Annotated in this window: 13 protein-coding genes; 8 read left to right on the top strand and 5 right to left on the bottom strand. The window is 51.1% G+C overall.

Going from position 1 to position 11,712, the window contains the following annotated elements; genetic code table 11:
- The first annotated feature begins 133 nt into the window (after positions 1-133).
- The 3 genes from ACE99V_RS13660 to brnQ all read left to right on the top strand — a co-directional run bounded on the left by ACE99V_RS13660 (position 134) and on the right by brnQ (position 3,558).
- Positions 134-1,054 (top strand): proline dehydrogenase family protein, encoded by a 921-nt coding sequence (locus tag ACE99V_RS13660; RefSeq protein ID WP_400491650.1) that lies wholly within the window; start codon positions 134-136, stop codon positions 1,052-1,054.
- 85 nt (positions 1,055-1,139) lie between these two features.
- Positions 1,140-2,075 (top strand): DNA-3-methyladenine glycosylase family protein, encoded by a 936-nt coding sequence (locus ACE99V_RS13655; RefSeq protein ID WP_400491649.1) that lies wholly within the window; start codon positions 1,140-1,142, stop codon positions 2,073-2,075.
- Positions 2,076-2,217: 142 nt separating this feature from the next.
- Complete coding sequence (brnQ, locus tag ACE99V_RS13650; RefSeq protein WP_400491648.1) at positions 2,218-3,558, top strand: branched-chain amino acid transport system II carrier protein; 1,341 nt, start codon at positions 2,218-2,220, stop codon at positions 3,556-3,558.
- A 292-nt stretch (positions 3,559-3,850) separates the two neighbouring features.
- On the opposite strand, the gene ACE99V_RS13645 is transcribed toward brnQ, so the two are convergent.
- Positions 3,851-4,753: a DMT family transporter gene (locus ACE99V_RS13645; protein ID WP_400491647.1), complete on the bottom strand. Its 903-nt coding sequence runs from the start codon at positions 4,751-4,753 to the stop codon at positions 3,851-3,853.
- A gap of 193 nt (positions 4,754-4,946) precedes the next feature.
- A complete protein-coding gene (locus ACE99V_RS13640; protein ID WP_400491646.1) occupies positions 4,947-5,405 on the bottom strand; it encodes a DinB family protein in 459 nt (152 codons plus the stop codon).
- Between the two features lie 155 nt (positions 5,406-5,560).
- On the opposite strand from ACE99V_RS13640, the gene ACE99V_RS13635 reads away from it, so the two are divergent.
- Positions 5,561-5,965: an acyl-CoA thioesterase gene (locus ACE99V_RS13635; protein WP_400491645.1), complete on the top strand. Its 405-nt coding sequence runs from the start codon at positions 5,561-5,563 to the stop codon at positions 5,963-5,965.
- Positions 5,966-6,027: 62 nt separating this feature from the next.
- Here ACE99V_RS13635 and ACE99V_RS13630 read toward each other — a convergent pair whose 3' ends face one another.
- Together ACE99V_RS13630 and rlmD are read right to left on the bottom strand one after the other, a co-directional pair.
- Positions 6,028-7,605: a stalk domain-containing protein gene (locus ACE99V_RS13630; RefSeq protein WP_400491644.1), complete on the bottom strand. Its 1,578-nt coding sequence runs from the start codon at positions 7,603-7,605 to the stop codon at positions 6,028-6,030.
- 15 nt (positions 7,606-7,620) lie between these two features.
- Positions 7,621-9,018, bottom strand: coding sequence for a 23S rRNA (uracil(1939)-C(5))-methyltransferase RlmD (gene rlmD / locus ACE99V_RS13625; protein ID WP_400491643.1), 1,398 nt, complete (start codon positions 9,016-9,018; stop codon positions 7,621-7,623).
- Between the two features lie 139 nt (positions 9,019-9,157).
- Between rlmD and ACE99V_RS13620 the strand changes: the two genes are divergently transcribed.
- Together ACE99V_RS13620 and yhfH are read left to right on the top strand one after the other, a co-directional pair.
- Positions 9,158-9,499 (top strand): hypothetical protein, encoded by a 342-nt coding sequence (locus tag ACE99V_RS13620; protein ID WP_400491642.1) that lies wholly within the window; start codon positions 9,158-9,160, stop codon positions 9,497-9,499.
- Positions 9,500-9,742: 243 nt separating this feature from the next.
- Positions 9,743-9,901, top strand: a complete 159-nt coding sequence (gene yhfH, locus ACE99V_RS13615) for a protein YhfH (protein WP_400491641.1) — start codon at positions 9,743-9,745, stop codon at positions 9,899-9,901.
- A gap of 13 nt (positions 9,902-9,914) precedes the next feature.
- Here the strand turns inward: yhfH and ACE99V_RS13610 are convergent, their stop codons facing one another.
- Complete coding sequence (locus tag ACE99V_RS13610) at positions 9,915-10,211, bottom strand: hypothetical protein (RefSeq protein ID WP_400491640.1); 297 nt, start codon at positions 10,209-10,211, stop codon at positions 9,915-9,917.
- Between the two features lie 160 nt (positions 10,212-10,371).
- Here ACE99V_RS13610 and ACE99V_RS13605 point away from each other — a divergent pair, with 160 nt between their 5' ends.
- Both ACE99V_RS13605 and ACE99V_RS13600 read left to right on the top strand, forming a co-directional pair.
- Complete coding sequence (locus tag ACE99V_RS13605; protein ID WP_400491639.1) at positions 10,372-10,923, top strand: hypothetical protein; 552 nt, start codon at positions 10,372-10,374, stop codon at positions 10,921-10,923.
- A 105-nt stretch (positions 10,924-11,028) separates the two neighbouring features.
- The gene (locus ACE99V_RS13600) at positions 11,029-11,592 is read left to right on the top strand and encodes a biotin transporter BioY (RefSeq protein ID WP_400491638.1); all 564 of its coding nucleotides are present in this window, start codon (positions 11,029-11,031) and stop codon (positions 11,590-11,592) included.
- Positions 11,593-11,712: the final 120 nt, after the last annotated feature.

Below are 11,712 nucleotides of genomic sequence, written 5' to 3'. Positions count from 1 at the left end.
TTCTTGTACATATGTGTTAAATGATTGTGTTTGAACTCATGCGATATCCTTATGGTTTGGATGTAAGAATAGTTGGCACGTTTTATGCTAGAAATTACGACAGACATGCACTTGAGGAGGAGACTTTTCTGCAATGGAACAACTAATGAAAGATTTTTTCCTGTTCCTTTCCAAGAACAAGACGTTGAACGCGGCTGCGAAAAAATGGGGATTGCGCTTTGGCGCGAGACGTGTTGTGGCCGGTGAAACGATTGCCGAGGCGATTGACGCTGTTCGCGAACTGAACAAAAAAGGATTGGTTTGTACCCTGGACCATCTGGGCGAATTCGTATTCAGCGTGGAAGAAGCGAACGAGTCGGCTGACTACTGCATCAAGACGCTGGAAGCGATTCACCAATCCGGCGTTGATTGCAACCTGTCGCTGAAAATGACGCAGCTCGGTCTGGACATCAGCGAGGAGTTGTGCATGACCAACATGCGCCGCATTCTGGACGCCGCCAAGAAAAACGGCAACATTTTCGTGCGCATCGATATGGAAGACTACGCCCACAATGAAATTACCCTGAAAATTCTCGATGAACTGCTCAAGGATTACGACAACGTCGGTACCGTGATCCAGGCGTACCTGTACAAATCCGCTGACGACATTGAAAAGCTGAAGGAAAAGAAAGTGAACCTGCGGCTGGTAAAAGGAGCCTACAAGGAGTCGCCGGAAGTGGCGTTCCCGGATAAAGCGGATGTGGACGAGAACTACAAGAAGATCATCAAGCAGCACCTGTTGAACGGCTGCTACGCCGCGATCGCCACTCACGACGACAACATCATCAACTATGTGAAACAGCTGGAAAAGGAATACAACATTCCGCGCAGCCAGTTTGAGTTCCAAATGCTTTACGGCATTCGCGTGCAGTCGCAGATTGATTTGGCCAAGGAAGGCTACAAAATGCGCGTCTACGTACCGTACGGCAACGACTGGTACGGCTACTTCATGCGCCGTTTGGCGGAACGTCCGGCCAACGTGGCGTTCGTCCTGAAAGGTCTGTTCAGCAAGTAAAGGACTGCTTGTCAAATCAACCTCCAGAGGTGTCTCTCTGGAGGTTTTTGTGTTACTGTAGCAGAAGGAAAGAAGGGGGATAACCATGTATACCGCGACCATCCATATGAAACCGCCGTATTCGTTTGAACGCTTGCTGCGGCGGCTTGATTCCCATCCCGATCCTCAACTGCTGGTACATGCGGAGGAGCGGGTCATTCGACGGGCATTTCGGCTCGGCGGGAAGCCGGTGCTGGTGACGATGCGTTTTGCCGGTACCCTCGAGGACCCGGCAATCCTTCTGGAAACGGCTGCGCAGCTGACCGAAGTCCAGCAACAGGAGCTCGAACGCACGGTTCGTCACATGTTCAGCGCCGATATGGACCTGGAACCGTTCTACCGGCATATGTGCGGTGATCCGATGCTGCGTCCGCTTGTCACACAGTTTCGCGGACTTCGCTTCCTGTTGGATCCAGACCTGTTTCAGTCGATGGTCCGCACGATTATCGGACAGCAGGTAAACCTAGCCTTCGCCGCATCGCTCACACACCGTCTGCTGCAGCTGGCAGGGGATCAGCTCATGGATGAGCAGGGCAACGCCTTTCTGGTATTTCCGACGGCCGAAGCGGTTGCGCGGCTTTTGCCTTCCCAACTGAGGGAACTGCAGTATAGTCAGCGCAAAGCGGAATATATCATTGATTTTGCTCGGGCGGTAGTGGACGGCCGTGTAGATTTGGGCAAACTGGAGCAGATGGAGGACGAAGAGGTTATTGACTACCTTACACCGCTGCGGGGAATCGGCAGATGGACAGTAGAGTGTTTGCTCATGTTTGGAATGGGACGGCCCGACCTTTTGCCCGCGGCCGATATCGGTCTGCGTAACGGGATTCAAATCGTGTACGGGTTGACGGAAAAACCGAGTGAAACAGAGATTCGCAGGATTGGGGAAAGTTGGGCTCCGTGGCGCAGTTACGTTTCCCTGTACATATGGGAAGCGGTAGGGGCAGCAAGACGGGGAGAGACATTTGGGAGGGAAAAGTAACCAATAATTTGAACGCCCGGTGAAAAAATCGGGCTTTTTTTCATTTTGTTGATTTTTCTCACAAATAGACATTGATAAAAAACAGAAAATTCATATATACTGTAAAAAGTTCTTTGGAGATAAACATATTGTGGAGGACCATATGCAGGAGTTTACAAAGAGTGAAACCATAAAATTGGGGCTCATGTTGTTTGCCTTGTTTTTCGGTGCCGGCAACATGATTTTTCCTCCCGTCTTGGGACAAGCTGCCGGAACCAGTGTCTGGACCGCGATGCTGGGATTTGTCATCACCGGGGTAGGGCTGCCGCTTCTCGGCGTGGTTGCCGTCGGATTGACTGGCGGAAAGTTGCAATCGTTGGCAAGCAGAGTCCATCCCGTTTATGGAATCGTGTTTACATGGATCGTCTATTTGGCAATCGGCCCGTTTTTAGGGATTCCCCGCACAGGCACCGTTGCATTTGAGATGGGGCTCTTGCCGTTTTTGCCGCAGGGAGAAAGCGACAGCGGATTGCCGCTGTTCCTCTACACGCTCGCTTACTTTGCGGTCACCTTCTGGCTGTGCTTGAATCCGTCGAAACTGGTAGACCGTATCGGCAAGGTGCTGACCCCTGCCCTGCTGTTGATAATTGCAATCGTGTTTGTGCAGGCGATCCTCAATCCTGTGGGCGGAATGGGTCAGCCTGCGGAAGCATATGAGGCGCATCCGTTCATCAAGGGATTTTTGGAAGGGTATTTGACCCTTGACGCGCTTTCTGCACTGGTATTTGGAATTGTTGTTACATCTGCGATTGAAGAGCGCGGCATCACCGAGCGGAGAAAACTCACCTGGACTACAGTCAAAGCAGGCATGATTGCTGTTGCCGGATTGGGGCTGGTGTACCTGGCGCTCGGTTATCTCGGCGCCACCAGCGTCTCGTTGGGCGCATCGGAAAACGGGGGACAAATTCTGACTTCGCTGGTTCAACACCTGTTTGGGCCTGTGGGGTTGCTACTGCTGGGCGCAGCCGTCACACTCGCCTGCCTCACCACGTCGGTGGGTTTGGTTACCGCCTCCAGCCGCTACTTTTCCGAACAAATGCCGAAGGTATCGTACAAAACCGTGGCTGCGGTATTGTGCTTGTTCAGCGCAGCTGTCGCCAACGTCGGCCTGACCCAACTGATAGCCGTCTCCGTTCCGGTGTTGGTGGCGATCTATCCGCTGGGGATCGTTCTCATCCTGTTGTCGTTCCTGCACGGTATATTCAAGGGATACCGCACAGTATACGTGGCCGCATCCATCTGCACCGCTGCGGTCAGCCTGGTGGATGGAGCCAAAATGCTGGGACTGCCGGTGGAAGGATTGACGTCTCTGTACCAAAATCTCCCGCTCTACGCTGAAGGAATTGGCTGGCTGGTCCCGGCTGTCGTCGGGGCGCTGGCCGGATACATCTGGGCAGTGTTGCGGCGCGAGGCTTATCCCGCGCACAAAAAAGCGCTACCGTAATTGTAGTACGCTGCAAGACGCTTCCGTTCATTGGAAAACGGAGGCGTTTTTTTGCACCGCTTCGTTGCCAGCCCGCCAAGGGGTTAATCTGTCCGCTCCGAGACGATCCACGGGGCGGGGGCTCAACATCTGGGTTTCACAAGGAAGGGAGACTAACTCCCCCTTTATCCCCATGTCTACGTCTCTGCGCTGGCAGGCTGGCAAAGGCGCTTGCAAATCAAAACATCTCCTACTCAAACTTTATCAGTTTTCTGTTCAAAATGAGAGAGCACTTTTGCAAGTGCTCTCGCAATTATGCAGCAGACTTTCCCTTTTGCTTCAGATTGGATAGACCGACGCCCAGGAAGATGAACAAAGCTCCCGCAAAAAAGCTGAAGCCGAGATGTTCGCCGAGAAGCAGCCAGCCGAGAAACGAGCCTACGATCGGCTGGATGAAGAAAAATCCGGCTCCGCTCCCCGCCTGCATCAGCTCGAATCCTTTGTTCCACAGGTAAAAGGCTCCTGCGGTGGAGATGATGCCGATGTACAGGACACCTGCCCAGATCTCCCAGCCGAACCCCCAATTGACAGAGGTCGTGGACAGTTCCCAGACCATGACGGGGCTGGTGAAGATCAGGCCGAACAATGCGACGTAGGTCGTTACCGACAGAGAGGAGTAGGTGGACGTCGCCCGTTTGCTCAGGACGGTGTACAGCCCCCAGCTTACCGCCGCCGCCAGCAGAATCAGGTTGCCGGCCAAAGAAGACTGGGTATCCGCCGCATCCGGCACACCGACGACGATCAGGACACCGACCGTAGCCAATACGATCCCGGCTATCTGGGACCAGTTCAGCCGCTCCTTCAGCAGCCAGACGGCAAAAATCGCAATGAAGGCGGGTGAAGCCGAGGTGATCAGCGCTCCCATGTGAGCCGTGGACAATTTGGTCCCGAGAAATTGGGCGCCGATGGAAATGGTGACCCCGACAAAGGCGATGGCCATCAGCAGCGGGAAGTCACGCCGCGCCACGTATTCTCTACGGGCCACGACAAATGCGCCGAGGACCGCCAGAGCAATGGCAAAGCGGATGATCAGCAGGGTAAACGGAGGGATGACGTCCAGCACGACCTTGCTGACGACGTAAACGCCCCCCCAGATCGCTGCTGCCAGTGTTAAACACAATCCTCCCCAAATCTGCTGCTTGACAAGTGTATTCATGAAAGTTCCCTCCCGGAAAATCAGTTATAGGGCTCACTGTTGGTTTCCGAAGCCGGGGGGATTTTGCTTGCGAACAAACTCCATTCCCGCTCCGACTAGGAAAGGAGCGTACCGGGTACATCGAAATCAAACAGCCCGTGTTGCATGGATACTCACCTCCTCAGTGTGATGCGTTCTCCCTGCAGGGACAAGGTCATCTGTTTCCCCCGTACTTGCGAATCAAGCCGATTTGGCCTGCGTGATATCCTGTGTGATACATCAATCGTCCCAATGCTTCACGCGGGGTCAATACCCCGATGGGAGCCTCAACCAAAACGTCCCACTTTTCCTCAGGGAAGGCACGAAGCGATTTCAGCAAATACGCGTAAGACGCTTGCTGAAACGACAAAAGTGCGTCAAGATCGGCAGTAAACTGTCCCTCGTCCTTCACCGGACCAATGGTGGAAAAGGAGACCTCCTCCGGCACCGGTTGACCGAAGAACATCAAACAGAACCGGTACTCCACTTCGGCGATGTGCCGGATGAGAAAACCGATGGAGTTGGATTCGGGCGCAATACGCCAGGCAAGCTGATGAGCTTCCAGGTTGGCGGTTGCGTCCAGATAACGTTTCCTCGCCGTTTGCAGGGAGGGCAGCAGCATTTGTTCAAACATGACCGGATCCCTTCTTTCGATAGGCATGACATTCTCTTTTATTATAGAGAAAATTTTGGCAAATAACAGTCTGCATCACATCGAATCTTTTGAATGAATGTTCACTCAGTTGCATGAATCGTTTATACTGAAAAAAAGTGATTGGAGGGATCCCCATGCAGCAGCATCAGTTTGATATTGTCGTTCGTTCGACCGACGTCGATTTTATCGGCCATGTAAACAACGCCAGGTATTTGGAGTACTTCGAATGGGCCCGCTTCGACTGGATCTGCCGGCTGGGCTTTACACTGGAGGAACTGCAGCGTCGCCAAATCATGCCGGTCGTGGTCAATGTCAATATCAATTATCGGAAAGAACTGCGCATGCTGGAGCAGGTCCAGGTTCGTTCCTCGGCACTGCGGGCGAGTGAAAAGAGCTTTGTCATCCGCCAGGAGCTATATAATCAAAAGGGAGAGCTGGCCTGCGATGCGGATGTGACCATGGTGATGATCGACGCCAGGGAGCGTCGAGCGGTCGCCCTGCCGTCTGATCTGGCCAGCGTATTTGCCTCTATGGCGTAAACAAACGGTACAAAAAACCCCTTCCGCAGAAGGGGTTTTTCACTCTTCATCTGTTCCTTTCTTTACCAATGCAGCATCTCGTAGCCTTTTCCATCTGTTTTGACACGGTGTGCGTTTGTGATCGATCGGAAATACAGCCATTCTCCCACCACATGAAAGCGATAGGGATGTACGACTTCGGCAAGCGTTGTGAATGAAGAGCCATCTGTTCTCATTTTCGATACATGGTTTCCAAATGCAAAATAAATCCAATCCCCGTGCACCCTGAACTCTTCAAGAAAGTAGATATAGTTACCGGGCAGGTTCTTACTTATTTTGGCAGGGTTTTTCCCGTTTAAATCCATGCTGTAAAGGTCAATGGGCACGGCGTTATCATGTCGTAACTCCTCAGGAAAGCGACTATAATAGATTTTTCCATGGGCCACTTGCATTCGAACGGCATATTCCGATTTATTTAGAATGACCATCCCTGAGCCGTCGGTTTTCATCCGGTAGATCTGGCTGCAATCTTTGCCGTATCCGCAAGGAATCAGTCGCAGGAAGTAGATATAGCCATTATGGACATGGATATCTCGTATATCCCCTTTTTTGGAATCACTCACATTGCTAAAGGATTCATAGCTCTCTAACAAAACTTTTTTGCTCGTTCCATTTGTCTTGATTCGATTTAGTGTCACTTTTTTCTGATTATAGTTAGAGGAAAGATAATAAATCCAGTCTCCATTCACAACCATTTCCGTAATTTGATCATCTGTCGTAATCGTAACGGGTGCGGAGCCGGTTTTTTTGATTTTTTTAATCGGGTTCTTCTTTCCAAACGAGCCTGATGCATTCGGTACAACATAATAGATCCAATCACCTTGAATGTTCATGGATGAAGTCGCATCTTTGGTTAGGATTTTTTTGCTTTTTTCATTGCCGTAAGGAAACCTGTAGAGCCCATTGCCCAAATAAAATCCATCGTTGTAATACACATACCCCCCTTGTAAGAGTGCAGTCCCTGGTCCGTAGGTCTCCAACATGACGGGATAGGTATCTGCAGCTGGCCGCGGTTTTTCGACTAGAGGCTTTTCGACTGCAGGTTTTTCTACTTTTAACAAAGCTGCTAAACGGTTGATTACATTTTCATTTCCCTCTTTTTCAAACTTTTGTTTACTGATCATAATCAGTCCATGATCCCAAAAAACTTGTTGACCCAAGGCCTCGGCAATGGCTCTCAAGGGTAAGTAGACTCTGCCGGAAATGATTTCAGGTGGAGTATCCAGTTCCTCTGCCAACCCATTCATCCCCATAAATGGTTCTCCAATGGTCAGCTGGATATGCTTGTCTTCATGGATAATGGTGACGGATTCCCTTACTGGATTCCAAGACACGTCTCCGCCCATGTTCTCAGAAATAAACCTGACGGGTACAAGGGTGCGATTATTCTTGACAAGGGGCACAATGTTCTTGTTTTCAGGGTCGATCTGGACCACTTGATTGTTTACGTATGCTTTTGGACTGTCAATGAACAATACAATCTCCTCATGTAAACGAAGGTCAAGTGAGGAGTCGGCGTATAACGGTTTTGGCGCTTGACAAAGAAATACAACGATAACGATCAAGCTTAGGATATTTGCGTATTTTTTTATGTTCTTCATGGATCTCACTCTCTTTTATACTTTTTTGCAACATCTTCTCACAAGCAAAGAAACGGATTCCACATGCGCCGTATGGGGGAACATGTCCAATGGCTGAACGCTGACCAGTTCGTACCGCTCGAGCAGAAGTGAGATGTCTTTGGCCAGGGTGGAAGGGTTGCAGGAGACATAGACGATTTTCTGCGGTTGCACAGCCAGCAGGGAATCGATCAACGCCCCATCCAGCCCTGTCCGCGGCGGATCGACGACTACGACGTCGGGACGCAGCCCCTGTTTTGCCCACTTCGGCATCAGCACCTCTGCCCGTCCCGTGTGGAAGCTGGCGTTGGCTGCCCCGTTCCGCTCCGCATTGCGGCGAGCGTCCTCCACCGCCTCCGGAATGATTTCAATGCCGCGAACCTCCCGCGCATGGGGAGCGAGCCACAAGGCGATGGTACCCGTACCGCAGTACAGATCGAATACCAATTCTTTTCCCGTCAATCCGGCTGCCTTCTGCACTTCGCGGTACAGCTTTTGCGTCTGCTCCGGGTTCAGCTGAAAGAAGGCGCGGGCGGACAGGTCAAACGAAAGGTCGCCCAGCTTCTCCGCGATAGACGGCTTGCCCCACAGCTGGCGGGTCGTCTCTCCAAATACGAGTGATGTCTTTTTTGGATTGATGTTTTGCGCGATGCTGACCAGTTCGGGCAATTGATAACGCAGCTCGAGGACGAGCTCTTTTTCCCGCGGAATCTCCTGGGTGGCTGTCACCAGCGTCAACTGAGTCTCACCGGTAGCAAACGCCACCCGAGCCACGATGGTGCGAACGACACCCGTCCGCTTCCGTTCGTCGTACTCGGGGATGCCCAGTTGTTCCAACACCCGCTTGGCTTTCTGAACGATCTGATTGGTCGCCTCGTGCTGCACGCGGCACCCCTCCAAATCGATCAGTTGATGGCTGCCTGTTTGATAAAGTCCCGCAACCAGTTTGCCGTCCTGCCTGCCCACCTGGAATTGAGCCTTGTTCCGGTAGGACCAGGGATTCTCCATGCCGATGGTGGGAGCGACCGGCGGATTTTCCAGCCGGGCGTATTTCTGCAGGGCTTCTAGGACCAGCTCCTGTTTGCTGATCAGCTGTGCCTGGTAATCCATGTGCTGCAGGCTGCAACCGCCGCATTCCTCATAGACTGGACAAGGGGGCTGGACACGTGCGGGTGATTTTTCTATCACTTTTATCAGCCGGGCTGATGCGTACTTCTCTTTCACATCCGTAATTTCGGCGTGAACCACTTCGCCCGGCAGCGCCTTATCAACGAACACGATTTTTCTTTTGTAATAGCCGATTCCTTCGCCGTTGATTCCGATGCTTCTAATGGTCAGCGTCACCTGCTGGCCGATGCGCATCTGCACGTCAGGCTTCTGTTTTGTCAGTTTCATAGATAGAAGGTCACCTCATGGGAATAGTCCTTAATTATTATAGGGTTTTTTCCGGTGAAAAGCATGTGAATGCAGAGTTTTCCCCACTGCCTGCTTTTTGATATAATGGGTCAGAGAATAATGAGGGAGTTGTTCGTACATGCAAGAGCTGTTTGACAAAATGAAGGAATACCTGAACATGGATTCGGAAATTTCCTTCGAAGAATTTGATCAATACTATAAAAGAGTGATCGCGTTCCTGGGCGACGACTGGCAGAAGCTGAACGAAGAGGAAAGCATGCAGATGCTGTTCATTCTGGACAATCTCAAGTCCAACAGCGAAGACCGCGCCAAACGCAAGCTGAAAGAGGCGAAAAAGTACCAAAAGATCGCACAGCGCACCGAGATCTGGGCAAGCGCCTTGATCAAGCGCCTGAAGGAATTCGGACTCAATGACGAAGAGATCAGCAAGCGCTACGAAGCCATATACGAAGCGGTGTAAACCATCCCGCGGGAAAAACCAGGCCGATAGAATAGGCTTGGTTTTTTTGTTGCCCGACAAAAATTGTTTTATAACAGGGTGTATGTATTTTAAAAAGTTATAATACAGAGAAAACAGAAGAGAACGAAAGGAAGAGGAAGCACCACGGCGATAACGGCCCCTAATGTATTATAACAAAGTTTTATAAAAAGAGCACTGTTATAATACAATAAAGACAACAACATCTCAGGGGGTAAAGGCCACATGACACCAGTAACCACCTTTTTCCAAAACCTCGAAGCCAAGTGCTGCACGCAGTGCGGCAATGCAATGACGGAACAGGCGGAATCCTATCTGAACGAGTGCATTCCTTGCCAGGAAAAACAATTCAGCGAATATCTTGCCTACGCAAAGAAGAGATAAGCCGACACAAGGCTTATCTCTTCTTTTGTTCTGCTTGTTGTTTGACGTAGTCGATCAATCCCAACTGAAATCCTGGGTTGGTCAGCAGCCGTTTGGCTTCGTAGGTGCCGGAATAGAAGGCCAGCACGTGCGGATCGTTTTCCAGAATAGGACGATACGCTTCGTTCTGCCAGAGTTCCTGATACCAGTCCGTCTGCTTGATCTGCTGCACCAATTCCTCGTAGGGGGGCTCCGGCTTCTTCCACGGGTTTAATCGATGAAACAGTTCTCCGACAATGGCTACCACAACCAGTATACCGATGAGAAACATGACTGACACTCCCGGATCATAGACTTCCCGCATTGACACAAATCCATGATACGCCGTTTTTTCCTGCGCGTAAACGCTGGGGGGACAATTGTCTTGCAATCGGGAGAAAAAGCGGGCATCCTAGTATCAGCAGTGATCGGTTGACGGAGGTGGGTTACAGGTGTTTCATCCGATCGTGTTCGACAACATCAAGGTGGTGCTGGAGGGCGCTGTTTACGACCGGGACTTCGAAGGGGCCGTTACAGTGACCGGACGATCCGATGTCATGGATCTGGCTACGTTTCATCGCCAGTTTCAGATCGAGTTTGGCCTGGCGGACGAGATCAACAGCAGGGATGCCGTAAAGGCAACGATACAGCTGAAAACGTCGCTTGCCGACATCGCCAGCGAGCAGCTGGAGCAGACGATTACGGATCATGTCGGTTGCACGATCTGTATCCATTTCTCGCTGTTGATACGAGATGTAAAGCGGGAGACGGAAGCGATTATTGCGATCGTGAACGATATTTGGGGACATCGACCGCACATTGCCCAGCTGGTAAAGTCGCGGTTGGACGAGCATCGCCTCACCTGGCCGCCTGAGCGGTATGAAAATCAGGTGACGCTTGATTTTCACCGCAAGATCGATGAGGGCAACATTGAAGACATGCGTCGGCTTGTGGATCACTGCATTCAGACGTTGGTACAACTGCAGGAGTTTCAAAGGAGCTGAATTTTTCGTTCTTTTTCCAATGAACGAATTTACTTTTTCCCCTCCCTGAGATATGATTTTGTTAACTGATTTAAAATTTTAGTTAACAATTCAGGGAGGTTCCGAATGAAACGAGATCGTTTGAAATGGTTTATCCTGTCGGCCATCTTTGCAGCCATTACGGCCGTATTTTCCCAGATTACCATCCCGTTGCCGCTCATTCCGATCACCGGCCAGACACTGGCTGTAGGGTTGACTGCGACGATTCTGGGCAGCCGTTACGGTACGTTGGCCATGCTGCTCTACGTATTGTTGGGCGCAATCGGCTTGCCTGTGTTCTCCGGCGCAAGCGGAGGTCTGCAGATCCTTGTCGGCAAAACAGGCGGGTATATTTTCGGCTTTATTTTTACGGCATTGATTACCGGATGGATTTTGGAAAAAACTCGATTTACCTTCGTCAATGCGCTTGTTGCCAATCTTGTCGGCATGGTTGTCACCCTCGCATTCGGCGTGATGCAGTTGAAATACGTTTTGGCGATTCCGTGGGACAAAGCGTTGGAGTTTGGCGCCTACCCCTTCCTGGTGGTTGGCGTGGTCAAGGCGGCTCTGGCTGCCTACGTCGGGATCAAAGTACGCGAACGTTTGGTTTCAACCCGATTGCTCTCGGTTGAAAAACCTTCGCTGCAATAATGAGCAACACTCAGTGACGCCTCGTTTTATCGGGGCGTTTTTCTTTTTACCTAGGCGGCGGGCTTATCCAGAATGAAACGGGAAGAGAGGAGAATAATAGTTTCATCCATGGAAAAATGT

The organism is Brevibacillus soli (assembly GCF_044759095.2).
In the GTDB taxonomy this organism is placed as follows: Bacteria; Bacillota; Bacilli; order Brevibacillales; family Brevibacillaceae; genus JBIYSM02.
The sequence above is the reverse complement of the archived record's forward strand: the minus strand, read 5'-3'. Positions and strand labels throughout refer to the sequence as shown.

Bases quoted from the DNA above. Each gene is read 5' to 3' on its own strand.
- ACE99V_RS13635 (WP_400491645.1), top strand. From the start codon at position 5,561: ATGCAGCAGCATCAGTTTGATATTGTCGTTCGTTCGACCGACGTCGAT.
- ACE99V_RS13620 (WP_400491642.1), top strand. From the start codon at position 9,158: ATGCAAGAGCTGTTTGACAAAATGAAGGAATACCTGAACATGGATTCG.
- ACE99V_RS13640 (WP_400491646.1), bottom strand. From the start codon at position 5,405: ATGTTTGAACAAATGCTGCTGCCCTCCCTGCAAACGGCGAGGAAACGT.
- yhfH (WP_400491641.1), top strand. From the start codon at position 9,743: ATGACACCAGTAACCACCTTTTTCCAAAACCTCGAAGCCAAGTGCTGC.
- brnQ (WP_400491648.1), top strand. From the start codon at position 2,218: ATGCAGGAGTTTACAAAGAGTGAAACCATAAAATTGGGGCTCATGTTG.
- ACE99V_RS13645 (WP_400491647.1), bottom strand. From the start codon at position 4,753: ATGAATACACTTGTCAAGCAGCAGATTTGGGGAGGATTGTGTTTAACA.
- ACE99V_RS13600 (WP_400491638.1), top strand. From the start codon at position 11,029: ATGAAACGAGATCGTTTGAAATGGTTTATCCTGTCGGCCATCTTTGCA.
- ACE99V_RS13610 (WP_400491640.1), bottom strand. From the start codon at position 10,211: ATGTTTCTCATCGGTATACTGGTTGTGGTAGCCATTGTCGGAGAACTG.
- ACE99V_RS13630 (WP_400491644.1), bottom strand. From the start codon at position 7,605: ATGAAGAACATAAAAAAATACGCAAATATCCTAAGCTTGATCGTTATC.
- ACE99V_RS13655 (WP_400491649.1), top strand. From the start codon at position 1,140: ATGTATACCGCGACCATCCATATGAAACCGCCGTATTCGTTTGAACGC.
- rlmD (WP_400491643.1), bottom strand. From the start codon at position 9,018: ATGAAACTGACAAAACAGAAGCCTGACGTGCAGATGCGCATCGGCCAG.
- ACE99V_RS13660 (WP_400491650.1), top strand. From the start codon at position 134: ATGGAACAACTAATGAAAGATTTTTTCCTGTTCCTTTCCAAGAACAAG.